Raw genomic sequence first — 17,119 nt, 5'->3', positions numbered from 1 at the left:
ATGAAATTAAAGTATATCTTCCAACTGTTATCTCTAGTACTGTTGGTAAATCTCTTTGCCTGCCAAAAGCAAACGGATGATTCAGAACAGTACATCTGTCCCATGAAATGTGTAGATCATAAGACCTATGATCATCCTGGCACTTGCCCGGTATGTAAGATGGATTTAGTAAAAGTAAGTTCCCTGGAAGCTCCAGTTTTGGCAACCGATAACGCATCCGATAATTCTATTTTCAACCTTACCTCTTCATGGAATACCCAAAACAATGAAAAAATTCAGCTTACTGATCTGAAAGGAAAAGTGCTGGTAGTAGTGATGATCTACACCTCATGTGAAGCTGCTTGTCCTAGATTGGTGGCAGATATGAGAAATATCAAAAATAAAGTAGATGATCCAAACATTGACTATGTATTGGTAAGTATAGATCCAGAAAAGGACACTCCAGAGAAATTAAAAGCCTACGCCAAAGAAGAACATTTGGAGGGTGATCAATGGATATTGCTACAAGGAACGCTGGATGATGTGAGGGAATTCTCAAATGTGCTCTCGATGAAATACAAGAAGATCTCCCCTATTGACTTTTCTCATACCAACATCATTTCTGTTTTCGACAAACATGGCGTATTGCAATATCAGCAAGAAGGGCTAGGAGTAAGCAATGACAAGCTTGTAGAAGAAGTAAAATCACTCAGCGAATAGTCTGAATATTTTTGGGTCTAAGAAACACCCTATATTCAGCACATTCAATAATCCAATTTCACTAGTTTGAATAGGGATAAGTCAAATTAAATCCCAGCCTTTTAGGTTGGGATTTTGTGTGGGTACTCATCATCCTTTTGTAAGTACGGTTCTAGATTTATTATTCTATTTCCTATCTTAACAGTTACTCAAATTGACTATGCCAAAATACACCTTACATATCAATGGTACACAGAAAGTGATAGACACAGAAGCTGACACGCCACTGCTATATGCTCTACGTGATTACCTACAACTCAATGGCCCAAAGTTCGGCTGTGGGCTGTCTCAATGTGGTGCTTGTATGGTTTTGAAGGATGGAAAAGCAGTAACTAGTTGTTTGTTACCTATCGCTTCTATCGGTAATTCGGAGATCATAACATTGGAGGGTTTGGTGGAGTCCAATGGAAAAATGCATGCCCTTCAGGAGGCTTTTATCAAAGAGCAAGCAGCCCAATGCGGCTACTGTTTGAATGGGATGTTAATGGCCGCAACAGGCTTACTCAATGAAAACCCTAGGCCTACTGATACTGAAATCAAAGAAGCCTTGGAATTAAATCTTTGTCGTTGTTCTGCTCACACGCGCATCATCAAAGCGATCAAAAGTGCAGCTAAAAATCAAACTGGACCATGATTGAATTCCCAAAAAACAGCAGAAGAAAATTTCTGCGTAACATCGGTTTTATAAGTATTGGCTTCCCTTTACTCAGTTACAACTTTGGAGATGAAGATTCTTTACTTGATCAAAACGGGAGTTTTGAGAGTAACTTAAATCGAAACTTGCGATTTGCAAATCCAGTGAATGCTTGGCTAAATGTATTGGAAGACGGAAGAGTATTGGTGTATTCCGGTAAAGTAGAATTGGGTCAGGGAATCCGAACAGCCGTTAGACAGGTAGCCGCTGAAGAATTGGAATTGGAACTAGAGCAAGTAGAAGTTCATCTGGCAGAAACTGGAGTAACTCCCGATGAAGGCTATACAGCTGGAAGTAGCTCCATCCCAAATAGCGCGATGTCTGTTCGCTATGCCGCTGCCACTGCCAGGCAAAAACTATTGGAGTTGGCTAGCACAAAATTAAATACCCCTGAAGAAGATCTGATCCTAATCAATGGACAGGTCAAATCCAAGAACAGCAATCTCTCCTTGAATTTTTCAGAAATACTTGATGGTACACAACTTGAAATGGAAGTCAGTAAGCTTGTTCCACTTAAAGCTAAATCCGACTATCGATACGTAGGTAAATCCATTCCGAGAATGGACATTGAAAAAATGGTACATGGTGAGGAAGTCTATATACAAGATTTACGATTTCCTGGGATGCTACATGCACGGGTACTCAGACCTGCAGGTTATCAATCAAAATTGATAAATCTTGATGAATCGGGCCTTTCTTCGGAAGTTTCTGGTATTGTCAAGACGGTAGTAAATGGAAGGTTTGTAGGAGTGATTACCGAGCGAGAGTACCAAGCTGTGAAAGCAGAATCCTATTTAAATAGACATTCCAAATGGACTCCAAACCCAGCTTTCCCAGAACAAAAAGCTCTTTTCTCTCACATAAAGTCCATTGCCGAAAAACCCAAAAATATTAAAAACCAGGGTGATGTCTCAATCGAATATGCAGAAAATCAAACTTTCAAAGCCACTTTTACCAAGCCATACCTCAAGCATGGGGCAATAGGTCCCGCATGTGGAATAGCGATGTATGATAGGAAAGTCTTACACATTTGGTCACATTCACAGGGAATATATCCTATGCGGCGGGCAATTGCAGCCATGCTAAAGATGGATGAGGATAAACTCCATGTGATTGCCGTTCCTGGAGCAGGATGCTTCGGACATAGTACTGCAGATGATGCCGCTGCTGATGCTGCAATTCTAGCCATGGCGCATCCTGGGAAACACATTCGAGTACAGTGGTCACGACATGATGAAAACACCTGGGATCCGTATGGAACTGCCATGATTATGGAATTGGAGGCTAGCATGAACGCCAATGGTAAAATCTATTCTTGGAAGGCCGATGTGTGGTCAGATTCCCATAGCATAAGACCAGATAAAGATCCGGCTACACTATTGGATACCAGGTATTTTGAGCAGGCTATTCCATTAACAGGCCGAGGATATTTGGGAGGAGCTCATAGAAATGCAGATCCATATTATAGCATTCCTAATATGCAGGTGAATGCACACTACTTTGACGGCCCGTTGCGTGTTTCTTCTTTGCGAAGCTTGGCTTCTTATACCACCATTTTTTCCATCGAGTCATTTATGGATGAGTTAGCAGAAAAAGCCGGAAAAGACCCATTAGCCTTTAGATTGGCACATTTGGAAGATGAAAGAGCCATTGCGGTTATTAACAAAATCAAGTTAATGTGCGAAAGAGAAAACTTGAAAGATGGAGAAGGTATGGGTTATTCTTTTTCCCGCTATAAAAATACAAGTGCATATTCCGCTTGTGCCGCCAAAGTCTGGGTTGATAAATCTGCAGGAACGATAAAACTCAAGAAAATGTGGGCTGCAGTGGACGTAGGCGAAATCATCAATCTAGATGGAATTATCAACCAAATCGAAGGTGGTATGCTTCAGGCTGCTAGCTGGACGCTGAAAGAGCAAGTAACCTTTGCAGGAAACGAGATTACCAGCACTGATTGGAATAGATATCCTGTATTTCGGTTTTCCGATATTCCTGAACTGGAAGTTGCAATGATTGATCGTCCTACTGAACCCGCAGAAGGTGGTGGAGAAGTCTCTATGCCTCCTACTGGTGCTGCAATTGCGAATGCTGTTTATAATGCCTGCGGAAAGCGGGTCTATAATCTTCCGATTACTGCCGAGAAAATTTTAGGATAAGTGAAAATGGTATTTCTAGAATCCTCCTATTCAATCACCCTTCTCTGTCACAGTAGGTCTATACTTCTCCTGCAATCCCTTTAGAAAATTCCTCAAAATCTGATCTTTGCACGGACGGAATTGCGCCTGTCCTGGCTTGCGAAAAAATGCACTCAACTCATGCTTGCTGATGTTTCTGTCAGCAGAGCTCAAAATCTCCAGGATATCCTCATCCTTGAAATTCAACGCTATTTTAAGCTTGCGGAAAATAATATTGTTGTTCAATCTTTTCTCAGCAACTGGAACTTCCCCATCTTTTTTGCCACGCTTCAGGATGATAAACCCATTTAAAAATGTCGCCAATTCCTTGTCGTACATTTCTTCAAACTCAGGATCATCATCACGCTTTAGCCAATTTGCTACCAATTCCCGATCTACCGTCTCCCCTGCTGATTTGATGATTTCTATCATCGTAAAATCGTTGAAATCAAAAGTATAGCGAAGGCTACGGGCTACGTCGTTATTGGTCATAAGGAGTTTTAAATCTTGTTTGAAGGCCTAAAATTAAGCTTTTTTCAGAGAAGTCTTTAACCGCGATGGCCATAAACCCACAGTAATCTTGCTTCAGACAGTTGTCCTGCTTCGCGAGAAGCAGGACTTGTCTTCAACTTTAAAATACTTTTTATGTATATCCGCTTATCTACCAATAAAGAGAGAAAAACCATCTAGGATATGTTTAAATATATAATTGAGGACATTTCGGTCTTCGGTCTTCCGACCAGATAAACAAAGAATCTAAGGTGACTGGCATCATTGCGGATAATCACAATACTTCTTTATATCAGCCCTTTTGCGCCTCCTCAGCAAAACTTATCATCCAATTTATCCCAAATCGATCTGTAACCATTCCGAAGTAATCTCCCCAGAAGGTTTTTTCCATACTCATTGTCACCTTACCCTTAGCAGAAAGCTTCTCAAAAAAAGTATCTGCCTTTTCTTTAGAATCAGTGTTTATAGAAATGGAGAAATTGTTTCCAACTGTCAATGGCCCGCCATGCCCACCTGTATCTGATCCCATCAGGACACATTCCTTGCTGATAGGCAAACTGATATGCATGATTTGATTTCTTGCTTCATCAGCGATGGGATAATTAGGGTCTGCCGGCATATCAGCAAATCTTCCCACATGGGCGAATTCTCCTCCGAAAACTGAGCGGTAGAAATTGAAGGCATTTTCACAGTTTCCTTCGAAAGTCAAATAAGTGTTTAAAGTTGTCATAGTGTTTTGGGTTAGCATTAGATATTTTCTATAAGATAATCAATGTTCAATAAATTTCCCGCTGATCTAAGAAGACATGCCGTTGACATGCAAGTCTGATGAAAAGCAAGAAATTTTCAATATTCAATGATCAAATTCAATGTTCAAGGTAGAAGGCATACCCTAAATAAATTGCAATTTCGTTCCGTAGGAACGTCTGGTTTGTATCAAAACAGAATTAAAAAAGAATCCTCGTTCCGTAGGAACGACTCGTGAAAGTAAATCACCATTCGTTCCTATGGAACGAGGGAACGAACATTTACTCCTCACAGCTACAAACCAGATGTCCCGCTGGGACAAAATATTCTACGACTTACTCAGCAAAATTTATCTACAATGACTTGCCGTCGGTATGCAGGAAAACTTGAAGAATAAATTTTCAATAGTCAATGATCAAATTCAATAATCAAGGTACTAAGCACACCCTAAATCAATACCCGTTACGTTCCATAGGAACGTCTGGTTTGTAGCACAAAAGAATTTATAAATCCCCCTCGTTCCGTAGGAACGTCTCGTGAAAGTAAATCACCATTCGTTCCGATGGAACGAGGGAACGAACATCTATTCCTCACAGCTACAGACCAGTTGTCCCGCTAGGACAAAATATTCTACGACTTACTCAGCTAAATTTATCTACAATGACTTGCCGTCCGTATGCAGGAAAGCGTGAAGAATAAATTTTCAATAGTCAATGATCAAATTCAACAATCTAGGAAGAAAGACTACCCTAAATAAATTGACTTTACGTGCCGTATGAACGTCTGGTTTGTAGCACAAAAGAATATATAAATCCCCCTCGTTCCGAGGGAACGACTCGTGAAAGTAAATCACCATTCGTTCCTATGGAACGAGGGAACGAACATCTATTCCTGACAGCTACAGACCAATTGTCCCGCTGGGACAAAACATTCTACGACTTAATCAGCAATATTAACCTACAATGGCTTGCCGTCGATATGCAGGAAAACTTGAAGAATAAATTTTCAATAGTCAATGATCAAACTCAATAATCATGGTAGAAAATCTCGCCCTATATTAATACCCGTTACGGTCCGTAGGAACGTCTGGTTTGTAGCAAAACAGAATTAAAAAAGACCCCTCGTTCCGTAGGAACGACTCCTGAAAACAAATCACCATTCGTTCCGAGGGAACGAGGGAACGAACATCTATTCCTCACAGCTACAGACCAGTTGTCCCGCTAGGACAAAATATTCTGCGACTTAATCAGCAAAATTTACCTCCGATTAATTGCCATCGGTACAAAGCTTAGCTGGAAAACTTGAAGAATAAATTTTCAATAGTCAATGATCAAATTCAATAATCAAGGTACTAAGCATACCCTAAATCAATACTCGTTTCATTCCGTAGGAATGTCTGGTTTGTAGCAAAACAGAATTAAAAAAGACCCTCGTTCCGTAGGAACGACTCGTGAAAGTAAATCACCATTCGTTCAGATGGAACGAGGGAACGAACATCTATTCCTCACAGCTACAGACCAGTTGTCCCGCTAGGACAAAATATTCTGCGACTTAATCAGCAAAATTTATCTACAATGACTTGCCGTCGGTATGCAGGTTTGCGGCAAAGCTTGATCAAGAAACACTATGCTTCTTCACCCAAAATCAATCGATCAATATATTCATCGATTTGCTTCAAATCATAATTTTCATTTTGGTAATCTGCCTGAACCTCCTCGCTAGCAGCGAAACAAACTGGCGAAGTGAATTCTCGGTCATTAGTATCTTCCTTTTTGGTTTGGTTCAGGGGTGTTTCCTCCATTCGAATCCTAATTCGATCTAATAGTACTCCTCTTTCAGGAATAAGGGACAGTCCTGCAGCGTTCAGAGTTTCCACCAACTTATCTAAAATTATAGCTTCCCTGAAATCCATGATAATCCAATCATTTACAAGTATTTAATATACTTAAATTGAAGTGCTATAAAAACAACACCTCAAACCTCCATAAGCTTCCATTTGCCTTTTCTGAAGAAATACAGAGAAACCAAAGAATGAAAACTATGACTGAAAGCGATGGAAATGAAAATCCCCAAATGAGCCAAACCAAAGGTAAACGCCAAGACATAAGCCAGTGGAATCTCGATAAACCAAAGCACTCCGATATTAATCCAAGCTGGAGTTTTGGTATCTCCAGCACCATTGAAAGCCTGAGTCAAAACCATCCCTACCGCAAAGAAAACATAACCCAATGCCACCACCCATAATCCCTGTGCAGCTACGGACTGAACTTCCGGGATATCGGTAAAGAATCCAGCCAGTTCCTGGTTGAACAGAATATAAATACCCGTCACGGAAGCCATAAAGATCACGGTATATCTGGTAGTAATCCAAACAGCCTTTTCAGCCCGATCGGGCTGCTTTGCTCCTAGGTTCTGCCCTACCAAAGTAGATGCAGCACCAGATAAACCCCAAGCTGGTAAAAGAGTGAATATCAATATTCTAAACGCAATCGTAAAACCAGCCAAAGAAGCGGATCCAAACTCTGCATTCATACGTGTAAGTGCAATCCAAGAAACCGAATCAATCAGAAACTGCCCCATTCCTCCAGCTGCGATTTCCATTATTTTTTTGATGATTGCCCAAGAAATAACAATGTTTTCTCTCAGAATTTTCAGCTTATGCTTCCCGTTGAACAGGTGATATAACTGATACACTACACCAACACCTCTACCAAAAGTGGTAGCTATCGCAGCTCCTTCCAGCCCAAAGCCTTCTAAATTTCCAATCCCAAAAATCAGAATCGGATCCAAAATCATATTCAATCCATTGGCGATCCAAAGAGATCTCATCGCATGATGCGCCTGTCCTGCTCCTCGAAAAGCTCCATTGAGCAAAAACAGCAGCATGATGGCCGTATTACCCGCAAAAATAATCCGGGTATAGCTGACGCCAGTTTCAATAACCTGAGCCTCTGCTCCCATCAATCCCAAGATATCCGGGGCGAAAGTCCAGCCCAGAATCCCTAGAACAATTGATATAGCTCCACCTACGATGAGCAGTTGAAAAGCCGCAGCTCCAGCTTCTTTATATTCCTTTTCACCAAATCTCCTTGAAATCAATGCCGTGGCCGCCATACTAATCCCAAAACCCATGGCATAAACAAGTACAACCACCGATTCAGTTAGCCCGACGGTAGCGATGGCATGCTCTCCCAATTTGGCCACAAAGAAGATATCCACGACAGCAAATGCCGATTCCATCATCATCTCTAGGATCATGGGAATGGCTAGTACGAAAATGGCTGTTTTAAGTGAGAGGCTAGTAAAATCCTGCTCTTTGCCTCGCAGGGCATCTTTGATTAATTGCCAAGTCATTGCTGATAAGAAAAATTATGAAGCACGTAAGAAAAGCAATTTTCTGATGACCAAAAAGCTCCCCTTGTTATTATAGAGTTACCAGACGTGTAACAGACACTTTTTGTCGTCTTTTACCTCGGTCTTCCGTCTTCCTATATTCATTTCTATACATTCGGTATTATGCTAGGGCACATTATCTCCAAATTGGTCTCGCCAGGCTCGCCCCCCGAAGATCATATATAGGTTAGGGAGTAGCGGGAATTTCAAAACATAATCAGGCCACCAAGCTTGCCGAGGCTTTTTAACCATTCCCATCAAACTATTGTAATAATCTCTCAATGCACCGTTTTCTTATCCACGATCACATGTACATTAGGGTGGAGCCAAAGAAAGGAAGCTGGCAGATCAGTCCTTATTTTCCCTTCCAAGAATAGATCCAAGGCTGGTTTTTTACCTTTTCCAGTGACGAAAAGGATGATCATTTTTGAATTCATGATATTACCAATACCCATCGTCATCCCCTGCTTAAGTGGTATTCCAACTTTCTCAATCATTCCACTTGAGAGAGTTACAGGATGCAAATCCGCTACATGGCAATTGGGCTGGAGAAATTCTGCGGGTTCATTCAAAGCTATATGCCCATTGATCCCAATTCCCAGAATACAGATATCCAATCCATCATGATCGATTATTTCATCCTGAATTCTATCACATTCCGATTCTGGATCCAGCGCTTCTACTTCGAATGAAATGTATCGATCGCTTCCTATGTGCAATTTTTTGAGAAGCTTTTCTTGAATATCGTACTCGGAACTGAAGGTCGAATCCTTACTCAAACCTACCCATTCGTCGAGTTTGATCACTTTCATCCAATCAAAAAAGCCATGTGAATCAGCGTGTTTCTCTGCCATCAACTCATACAAACCAGCAGGCGAATTTCCGCTTGCTGCGCAAAATAGCAAGTCAGGTTTGATCTCTATCTCAGCATGAACTAGCTCTGCCCCGAGTTGTGACATCACCTCATAATCTTTGCAGTTGTGTATTTTCATTTGAATGAATATTAAAAGTGAAATTCAATTTCTAAAACTAATTAAGCTAGCTCGTCTTTGCTCCCAACCAATCCCCTCTGTGCCTAAGCGTTCGAATTTTCCAATATCCCGTTTTGTAATAAATAAATGCCACCAATGCGGCGACCAAATTGGACAATGGAAATGCCCACCATATCCCTTCGAAGGCTAGATCTGTTCGCTGAGACATCACAAATGCCAGAGGAAATCGCACCATCCATAAGCTAAAGACAGAAATCAAAAGGGAAGCCTGTGTAAATCGAGTACCGTTAAACAATCCATTGAGGACTTGCTGAACTCCTAGTAAACCAAAACTAGGGGCCATTATACGGATAAATTGTGCTCCATCTTTGATTACCTGAGGATCATTTGGTACGAAAAAAGCAGTCAAATGCTCCGCAAAAACAAAGAGCATAAGTCCAACTCCAGTGAGTCCAAAGAATGCAATCTTCACACTCAAATCCCCAACTTTTTCAGCTCCCTTTATATTTCCAGCTCCCACCTGTTGACCCACCAAGGTAGTGGTAGCAATAGCAAGTCCTAAAGCAGGTACAATTACCAAACTTAGAATTCTAGCCCCTATTCCGTAGGCAGCCACCACCTCAGAGCCAAAACTCGTTACCAACATCACCATAACGGTCATTGCTGCAGCACGAGAGGACTGCTCCAAACTAGCAGGAATTCCCAGTTGAAACATTCGCTTCACCCACTTAAACTGAGGTTTCATATGAGCTAAGCGAATTCTAATTCCACGCTTTCCTCTGAAAAGGATAATCATACCTACTAGTGCAGAAAGTCCCTGGGTAATTACGCTGGCAATCGCAGCGCCTGCTACTCCATAGCCAGGAATAGAACCAAAGCCAAAAATAAATATGGGATCAAGGAATAGATTTAAAAGCACAGTGCCTAGCACGATGTACATAGGCAATAGTACATTACCTATACCACGCATAAGGGACTGAAAAACAAAAAACATAAACAGGAATACAAATCCCCAAGATGAAACTTTGAAATATGTAACAGAATCCGCTAGGATCTCTGGCCCAGCCCCTACCAAATTCATCAGTGGAGATGCTGAAAAATAGCCTAAAATGGCCAAGAAAATAGATATGAAGAAAATGATAAGCACCGTCTGAGAGGCGCTGAAATCAATCATTTTCTGATTATTAGCTCCTTTGTACTGAGAGATAATTACGGTCCCGGCAAGTGTCAATCCAGCGCCTAGCGAAAGAACGAGAAACAAAATCGGAAAACTGATACTCACAGCAGCCACAGCATTTGCACCCAATCGACCCAGCCAAAATGTATCTATCAGCTGATAGGCCGTTTGCAATATGTTGGCCATGATGATCGGCCAAGCAATTGAAAAAAGTGTGTTGATTAAGCTGCCTTGCTGTAAGGTATTGTCTTTCTGCATAGTTTTGATGAATCGGTTTTATAGAACCCAAGTCTCCTAAGTTCAAGGTAAAATCTGTCATATAGAAATATTCTTACCTAGAAAAGTCGTAAAAAACTAATTCCTATGCTTAGAACCTGCATGCACGTTTAAATGTTGACTACACTTTTTTCGTATAAACATTCCCAAACCTATCCTTCACCTCTACGACAAGATCATCTTTTGACTCCGGCTTAAAAAAGAACATGTGATCGTTCAACTGAGGCTCTACCCATTCTCTTCTCTTTGGCAAAGCAGGACCAGTATGCAGCTCCATACTCCAGGGATCTTTTGCTACTATTTTCTCCGGAGAGCCCTTTTTCATTCCATTTTCAAACCAGCTGATTTCCCAGGCCGGATCATAATTCCAGCAATTGAGACTCATATGCGCAGGGAAATCTGGATGATATCCGGTATCATAAACTCTAAACTGCTCATTGATATCTAATCCAGTCCCCTTATACTGCCATTTCAATTCTGATCCCCGAGCCTCATAGACCGCGTAACCGCTCGGTGTACCATCAAAGCAAATCGGCCCTGACCACCAAGCTCCGCAGACCGTTCCATGGCAATGCTCATAAACATGACCCATGATCATGTTATCGTTGAAATGCGTATGACCGGAAAGTAAATGAGCATTGTAGCCTTCCAAAAGTTTGTACAAATGATCTCGATTGCTCACCGTGCCACCAATTGTATCTCGATCTGGATAACGAGTAACAGCGCCGGTATAAGTCGGAATGTGAAGCGAAACAACGACTGTTTTGCCTTTCTCTACCTGTGCCAAATCCTGCTCTAGCCAAGCCAATTGTTCTTCACCAATGTAGCCGATGTATTTGCTTCCTATGTAAAAAACATCGTCTAAGACCACGTAATGCACTTCTCCTCTATTCCAGGAGTAATAGGTCGGTCCAAAGTGACTACTAAAAGTCTGATTGCTTAAAGCATCTGATCTGACTCCCAAATCCATGTCATGATTTCCGATTACTTGGAAAAACGGCGTATCGTACATCTGAACACTCTGTTTGTAATCCTTGAAAAGCTCCAAATGATCGAACACCAAATCCCCACAGCCTATCCCAAAGAGATTGGGATCATTCAGGGCTTTGATCGTCTGCTGTACATCTGGAGCAGCCACTGTGAGCAGCTGATTGGCTTCGTAGTCATTCTGGATTTGCGTATCCGAAAGCAAAAGGAAATGATGATTTTCGTCACTTGATCCAGACTTTTTCAGATCAAAACCCATGTTCTGCTCCGACTTGCTTTTATCTATTCTTTGGAAAAAATCAGCTGAGCCATTTGCCAGCTTTTTAATCTCATAACCCGATGGAATAGAGATAAACACAAACTCACGATCCGAACCTGTAAGCAAATCAAATTCCCCAGATGAGTTGGTCAACACAACAGATCGACCATCTGAAACGGCAACTCGGTGAATGCCTTGGCCTCCTACCTTTACTCTGCCACGAACTTTAATAGATTTGAAGGTCTGCGGCTCTGCTATATTCTGTGGTTTAGCAAAAAGTGATTCCTGAATTCCAAAATATCCTACCGAAGTAAGTCCCAGTGTCTTGATAAAGTCTCTTCTTTTATACATGGCTTATTAGCTTTTGATTGTCTCGGGTTTGATTAAGCTTGATTCCCTAAAAATGCGAATTGCATCTTACTCTCTCTAGCTCGTTTATAAAAATTCTCAATTTGATAATCTTATATCAAGATAGAAATTAAGACTTCAACGAGCAGACTAATTGCATTTTATCCTAATAATCAGGAAATTAAGGGGAAGTTCTATTTCGTTTTTCTTAAATTTTTAGACCATGGCTAGGAAGTTTTCAGATTTACATTGTCACAATCACATGCGGGCACATCTGCATATGCAGGAGAAAAGAGAAGCTTTTGAAAAAAAGGATGAATTCAGTCCTTGGACGGTTATTTCTTCCAATAGAGCAGGTTATGTCAAGGGCAAAATGGGCGCATCTTACAGCCAGTGTGATCTGGTAAAAGCCTGGAATGGTAACGTGCGACTCACATTCAATTCCTTATATCCGCTTGAAAGACAATTTGTTCTGGGCTTAGACAAAATCAATTCAGTTGATTTACTGAATATAGCAGTTGGCGTCAGCACGCATCACAAATTGCCGCTTCGGGATCTGATTCAGACATTTTATATGCGCATTCCCAAACAGACCGTCGACTATGTTCAATCGAGAAATTACGATTACTGGGAGTCATTGTATAGGGAGTTTGAGTTTGTCCTTATGGACTCAGGAAAAACAATTGATTGCAATAAAATACACACTTCAGGGGTGATCAGGAGGATTTTTGAAAATGAGAAAAAGAGGAGAACCAAATTCAGAAAGGAACTCTGGGCTGAAAATGCCCGCTATTTGATTCCTGAGTCCAAAAACTCCTTGGAAGAATCCCTGCAAAATGACAATGAGATTACGATGATCCTAACCATCGAAGGATCGCATGCTCTGGGAACAGACCTATTGGAAAAGGGAAAAATCTCAATTACTGAAATTTCCAAGCGAATTCAGGAGATCAAAAATGACTGGCAAGTTCCTGTGTTCTTCATGACTTTTTCCCATCACTTCAACAATAACCTCTGCGGACACGCGCACTCTATTCCCGACAAAGGCAAAATACTATTGAATCAGATTCATAATATGAATGAAGGCTTTTCTGATTTTGGAAAAAGGATTGTGTTAGAGTTATTGGGCTTGGACAATAATCTTCAAAAGGACCCTAAGCTAGGTTACCGAATCCTCATCGATGTCAAGCATATGAGTGCTTGTGGCCGACAGGAATATTACGACCAGATTATCCGTCCTTGTCTTGCCAAAGGCGATAAAATCCCTGTCATTGCTTCTCATTGTGGATTTTCAGGGGTCAAAACCTTGCAGGATCATATAGACTGCTTCGATAAGGAGAAAGACGATTTCACAGATGAAAGCAAGAAATTCAATGCTTGGAACATCAATGCCTGTGAAGAGGATATAGAAATGATTGTGAAGACCGACGGGCTCTTCGGGCTTTCTTTTGATCAGCGAATTCTCGGAATCACCAAAAAGAATAAAAAATCCAAACGCAATGGAATTGAGCTGCTCTGGGACAATATTGAAGGCATAGCCAAATCAGCTTATGCCAATCCAAATCTCACAGATGCTGAAAAGTCAAAAGTCTGGAAATGTATGACCTTGGGCACAGATTTCGAAGGATTAATCGATCCAATTGACCACTATCCTACTGTCCTGGAATTTGAGCTTTTTTCCAATAATCTGATTTTTGAAATCGAACAAGCCCGCAAAAATCCTAAGGCAAAGCATCTCTCCCATCTCAAGTCTAGAGAAGACACGGAAGCTTTGGTGGATGATTTCTGCTATAATAACGCGGAGGCATTTGTGCAGGCGAATTATCCTAGGTAAAGTGAAGGTGTTATTAGGAACTAATAATGAGGGTATTGGAATTATTTACGATATACGAAATACGATTTAGGAGATTCCCGAAGAGTTGATGTCATTTCATTATTCTGACATTTTGGTTAGTCTCCAAAATCAAACAACAATAACATTTGTCAGTCCTATCGTTCCGTAGCTATCTAGACCGAGCAAAAATCTACTGGGATTAGACTTCTCTACCAATGACGGATTATATTTTTTACACCAAATAGTGTCAGTCCGAGTCATAAATATTCTGCGAACATACAAACAGGAAATGACAGTAATTTTCTTTGGAACCATAACCATGGTCACCTTGAGCACATGAGAGACGAGAGTCTCGAATTCGCTCGAACTGACCAGCTTTTGGTGTCCTCAAATCAATCTGTCATTGGTAGCGAAGTCGAGGACAATAATTGTATATACTTTAAATGAGGCTTCGACTTCGCTCAGCCTGACATTTCGACTTAGCTCAGCCTGACACAGCCATCGCTCTTTTGTAAATTCTAAATTTTTATTACTCAGCCTGACAAGTTTTATAGCTTATAGTGGCCAGCACAATAGCCTCTCTTTACCAATGTCTTACTACTTATACCTCTACATAATACTTTCCACTTATGACTTACCACCTGCTACTAAAATCTTGATACTATATACTTGCAACTTGATACTCCCAAGCAACTACTCCTCCCCAAAAATCTCCTTCACTACCCAGCCTTTTCCCCAATCTTCTCTTTCCTTCTCAGTCCAGAGTTCAGGATAAAAAATAACTTTCTGGAAGCGCGGAGGCAGGTATTTCTGCCAGTTGGTACCGCCGGTAGCAGCGATGTCCACAGGGTCTCTTTGCAAGAAACGAACAGCAGACTTATAATGAGCCAGAGGCCAGAACACATTTGCCTTAAGATCGAACTGCTTCATAGCTTCAACCAATTCCTCGGAAGGTTCAGTTACGTCCATAAAACGCTGCCAAACATTCTTACGTCTATAGGCATCGATCAGATCCCTCAATTTTTTGCTGTACTTAGCTTCAAAATTCTTTAAGGTCAACGTTTTCTCCCCTGTAGCTAATTCTATTGCCCCTTGCTGCCAGTACAGATTCTCAAAAATCTCATCCGTAGGCGTATGGAAATCCGGCTCAGTCCGCTTGTTCAATGCGAGAAGATTAAACGCATCCGCAGCCATCAATTCTATTTCCCTATACTGAGCGCTCTGAAAACCTGAGGAAGGAAGTAAAGACATACGGAATTTCAAGAACTGCTCCTGTTCCATTCCCTTCCACATTACCGCAAAGGAGCCGATTAACTGATCAAAATACATATTGATTCTGTCCAACCTACCTTTTAGAAACTTATCAGTAATATCTTGATGATCAGCAATTTGTTCAATTTCAGAAATAATTAACTTGAAATACAATTCTGTGATCTGATGATAGATGATAAAAATCTTTTCGTCCTTGAATGAAGTCTTCGGCTGCTGTAGCGAAAGCAGCACATCCAAATTGATATAATCCCAGTACGTGAGATAGTTTGCATACTGCAATCCTTCCAAGTAAGAAAGCATATCTTGTCCCGAAGCTTTGAATTTCTTCTCTAGCAGCTCTATTTTTTCTAATATCTTAGGATCAAATTGAGATTCTTGCATCTGTGCTTTTAGTGTAAAAAGATAGTATTTTCGTCAGTGATCTATTTACTTAGAATCAGCTGGGGATTTTTAATTTCCCGACAAAAATCACAGATTCATCTTTATAAACCAAAAATAACATGGAGTCAGTTGAAATCCGGAAGTCATTAAAGCAGGATACCTTCGAGGGTGTTGATTTTTTAGACCTAGATGATCTGCTTACAGATGAGCACAAATTGATCAGAACTTCCATCCGGGATTTTGTCAAAAAAGAGATCTCTCCTTACGTGGAAGACTGGGCGCAGAAGGCCTACTTCCCTAGCGATATCGTAAAGAAATTCGGTGATGTGGGAGCTTTCGGCCCGCAGATTCCTGAGGAATATGGAGGAGGTGGAATGGACTACATTTCCTATGGATTGATCATGCAGGAGATTGAGCGGGGTGACTCGGGAATGCGGTCGACGGCATCCGTGCAAGGATCGCTAGTGATGTATCCCATTTATAAATTCGGTTCTGAAGAACAGCGAAGAAAATACCTTCCCAAACTAGCTTCAGGAGAAATGCTGGGTTGCTTTGGACTTACTGAGCCAGATCACGGTTCCAACCCATCTGGCATGGTGACCAACTTCAAAGATATGGGCGATCATTACTTACTGAATGGTGCCAAAATGTGGATTTCAAATTCTCCAGAAGCGGATATCGCTGTGGTATGGGCAAAAAATGAAGAAGGCCGAATTCATGGCTTGACCGTGGAGCGGGGAATGGAAGGATTCACTACTCCGGAAACTCATGGCAAATGGTCTCTTCGGGCTTCCTGTACCGGAGAATTGGTTTTTGATAATGTGAAAGTGCCAAAGGAAAATCTTCTTCCTGGCAAATCAGGTTTGGGTGCACCACTAATGTGTCTGGATTCAGCAAGATTTGGAATTGCCTGGGGCGTGATCGGCGCAGCGATGGACTGTTACGAGTCTGCGAGAAAGTACGCCGCTGAGCGTATCCAGTTCGGTAAACCTATCGCTGGTTTTCAGCTGGTACAGAAGAAGCTTTCCGAGATGCTTACCGAAATCACCAAAGCCCAACTTCTAGCTTGGAAAGTAGGCAAGATGATGAATGAAGGAAAAGCCAAAACTGTCCATATCTCCATGGCAAAGCGCAACAATGTGGATATGGCACTCAACATCGCCCGAGAAGCCAGACAAATCCATGGAGGAATGGGCATCACAGGAGAATATCCGCTTATGCGTCATATGATGAACTTGGAATCGGTGATTACCTACGAGGGAACACATGATATTCACTTGCTGATCTTAGGTCAGGAGATTACAGGGATTCCAGCTTTTGTGTAGGTTCTTAACCGC

Annotated in this window: 14 protein-coding genes; 6 read left to right on the top strand and 8 right to left on the bottom strand. The window is 41.4% G+C overall.

Going from position 1 to position 17,119, the window contains the following annotated elements:
* The 3 genes from LV85_RS05000 (at window position 1) to LV85_RS04990 (ending at window position 3,588) form a co-directional block, all read left to right on the top strand.
* Window positions 1–699 carry an SCO family protein gene (locus LV85_RS05000; RefSeq protein ID WP_111317082.1) on the top strand — a complete coding sequence of 233 codons (699 nt, stop codon included), beginning with the start codon at window positions 1–3 and terminating at the stop codon, window positions 697–699.
* Window positions 700–898: 199 nt separating this feature from the next.
* Window positions 899–1,372 carry a (2Fe-2S)-binding protein gene (locus tag LV85_RS04995; protein ID WP_111317081.1) on the top strand — a complete coding sequence of 158 codons (474 nt, stop codon included), beginning with the start codon at window positions 899–901 and terminating at the stop codon, window positions 1,370–1,372.
* On the top strand, window positions 1,369–3,588 hold the full coding sequence (locus LV85_RS04990) for a xanthine dehydrogenase family protein molybdopterin-binding subunit (RefSeq protein WP_111317080.1): 2,220 nt from the start codon (window positions 1,369–1,371) through the stop codon (window positions 3,586–3,588). The genes LV85_RS04995 and LV85_RS04990 overlap by 4 nt, the downstream gene beginning before the upstream one ends.
* A 30-nt stretch (window positions 3,589–3,618) precedes the next feature.
* Here LV85_RS04990 and LV85_RS04985 read toward each other — a convergent pair whose 3' ends face one another.
* Both LV85_RS04985 and LV85_RS04980 read right to left on the bottom strand, forming a co-directional pair.
* The gene (locus tag LV85_RS04985; protein ID WP_111317079.1) at window positions 3,619–4,098 is read right to left on the bottom strand and encodes a YehS family protein; all 480 of its coding nucleotides are present in this window, start codon (window positions 4,096–4,098) and stop codon (window positions 3,619–3,621) included.
* Window positions 4,099–4,408: 310 nt separating this feature from the next.
* Entirely contained in the window at window positions 4,409–4,846 is a 438-nt protein-coding gene (locus LV85_RS04980) for a VOC family protein (protein ID WP_111317078.1), read from the bottom strand.
* An 881-nt stretch (window positions 4,847–5,727) separates the two neighbouring features.
* Between LV85_RS04980 and LV85_RS22035 the strand changes: the two genes are divergently transcribed.
* On the top strand, window positions 5,728–5,895 hold the full coding sequence (locus tag LV85_RS22035; protein ID WP_158531144.1) for a hypothetical protein: 168 nt from the start codon (window positions 5,728–5,730) through the stop codon (window positions 5,893–5,895).
* A 592-nt stretch (window positions 5,896–6,487) separates the two neighbouring features.
* Here the strand turns inward: LV85_RS22035 and LV85_RS04975 are convergent.
* From LV85_RS04975 to LV85_RS04955, 5 genes are all read right to left on the bottom strand, one after another.
* Window positions 6,488–6,775 (bottom strand): hypothetical protein, encoded by a 288-nt coding sequence (locus LV85_RS04975; RefSeq protein ID WP_111317077.1) that lies wholly within the window; start codon window positions 6,773–6,775, stop codon window positions 6,488–6,490.
* A 62-nt stretch (window positions 6,776–6,837) separates the two neighbouring features.
* The gene (locus tag LV85_RS04970) at window positions 6,838–8,217 is read right to left on the bottom strand and encodes an MATE family efflux transporter (RefSeq protein ID WP_111317076.1); all 1,380 of its coding nucleotides are present in this window, start codon (window positions 8,215–8,217) and stop codon (window positions 6,838–6,840) included.
* A gap of 317 nt (window positions 8,218–8,534) precedes the next feature.
* Complete coding sequence (locus LV85_RS04965; RefSeq protein ID WP_111317075.1) at window positions 8,535–9,248, bottom strand: 6-phosphogluconolactonase; 714 nt, start codon at window positions 9,246–9,248, stop codon at window positions 8,535–8,537.
* Between the two features lie 46 nt (window positions 9,249–9,294).
* A complete protein-coding gene (locus LV85_RS04960) occupies window positions 9,295–10,683 on the bottom strand; it encodes an MATE family efflux transporter (protein ID WP_111317074.1) in 1,389 nt (462 codons plus the stop codon).
* A 139-nt stretch (window positions 10,684–10,822) separates the two neighbouring features.
* On the bottom strand, window positions 10,823–12,298 hold the full coding sequence (locus tag LV85_RS04955) for a calcineurin-like phosphoesterase C-terminal domain-containing protein (protein ID WP_111317073.1): 1,476 nt from the start codon (window positions 12,296–12,298) through the stop codon (window positions 10,823–10,825).
* 220 nt (window positions 12,299–12,518) lie between these two features.
* On the opposite strand from LV85_RS04955, the gene LV85_RS04950 reads away from it, so the two are divergent.
* A complete protein-coding gene (locus tag LV85_RS04950) occupies window positions 12,519–14,129 on the top strand; it encodes an amidohydrolase family protein (protein WP_111317072.1) in 1,611 nt (536 codons plus the stop codon).
* Window positions 14,130–14,822: 693 nt separating this feature from the next.
* Here LV85_RS04950 and LV85_RS04945 read toward each other — a convergent pair.
* On the bottom strand, window positions 14,823–15,782 hold the full coding sequence (locus tag LV85_RS04945; RefSeq protein ID WP_111317071.1) for a tryptophan 2,3-dioxygenase family protein: 960 nt from the start codon (window positions 15,780–15,782) through the stop codon (window positions 14,823–14,825).
* A 119-nt stretch (window positions 15,783–15,901) separates the two neighbouring features.
* Between LV85_RS04945 and LV85_RS04940 the strand changes: the two genes are divergently transcribed.
* A complete protein-coding gene (locus LV85_RS04940; RefSeq protein ID WP_111317070.1) occupies window positions 15,902–17,107 on the top strand; it encodes an acyl-CoA dehydrogenase family protein in 1,206 nt (401 codons plus the stop codon).
* Window positions 17,108–17,119 lie beyond the last annotated feature (12 nt).

Origin of the sequence: Algoriphagus chordae (assembly GCF_003254055.1) — a bacterium.
GTDB lineage: Bacteria > Bacteroidota > Bacteroidia > Cytophagales > Cyclobacteriaceae > Algoriphagus > Algoriphagus chordae.
Note: the sequence above shows the minus strand (reverse complement) of the source record. Positions and strands in the feature narration are given on the sequence as shown.

Bases quoted from the DNA above. Each gene is read 5' to 3' on its own strand.
- LV85_RS04985 (WP_111317079.1), bottom strand. From the start codon at position 4,098: ATGACCAATAACGACGTAGCCCGTAGCCTTCGCTATACTTTTGATTTC.
- LV85_RS05000 (WP_111317082.1), top strand. From the start codon at position 1: ATGAAATTAAAGTATATCTTCCAACTGTTATCTCTAGTACTGTTGGTA.
- LV85_RS04940 (WP_111317070.1), top strand. From the start codon at position 15,902: ATGGAGTCAGTTGAAATCCGGAAGTCATTAAAGCAGGATACCTTCGAG.
- LV85_RS04975 (WP_111317077.1), bottom strand. From the start codon at position 6,775: ATGGATTTCAGGGAAGCTATAATTTTAGATAAGTTGGTGGAAACTCTG.
- LV85_RS04970 (WP_111317076.1), bottom strand. From the start codon at position 8,217: ATGACTTGGCAATTAATCAAAGATGCCCTGCGAGGCAAAGAGCAGGAT.
- LV85_RS04960 (WP_111317074.1), bottom strand. From the start codon at position 10,683: ATGCAGAAAGACAATACCTTACAGCAAGGCAGCTTAATCAACACACTT.
- LV85_RS04995 (WP_111317081.1), top strand. From the start codon at position 899: ATGCCAAAATACACCTTACATATCAATGGTACACAGAAAGTGATAGAC.
- LV85_RS04990 (WP_111317080.1), top strand. From the start codon at position 1,369: ATGATTGAATTCCCAAAAAACAGCAGAAGAAAATTTCTGCGTAACATC.
- LV85_RS04955 (WP_111317073.1), bottom strand. From the start codon at position 12,298: ATGTATAAAAGAAGAGACTTTATCAAGACACTGGGACTTACTTCGGTA.
- LV85_RS04965 (WP_111317075.1), bottom strand. From the start codon at position 9,248: ATGAAAATACACAACTGCAAAGATTATGAGGTGATGTCACAACTCGGG.
- LV85_RS04950 (WP_111317072.1), top strand. From the start codon at position 12,519: ATGGCTAGGAAGTTTTCAGATTTACATTGTCACAATCACATGCGGGCA.
- LV85_RS22035 (WP_158531144.1), top strand. From the start codon at position 5,728: ATGGAACGAGGGAACGAACATCTATTCCTGACAGCTACAGACCAATTG.
- LV85_RS04945 (WP_111317071.1), bottom strand. From the start codon at position 15,782: ATGCAAGAATCTCAATTTGATCCTAAGATATTAGAAAAAATAGAGCTG.
- LV85_RS04980 (WP_111317078.1), bottom strand. From the start codon at position 4,846: ATGACAACTTTAAACACTTATTTGACTTTCGAAGGAAACTGTGAAAAT.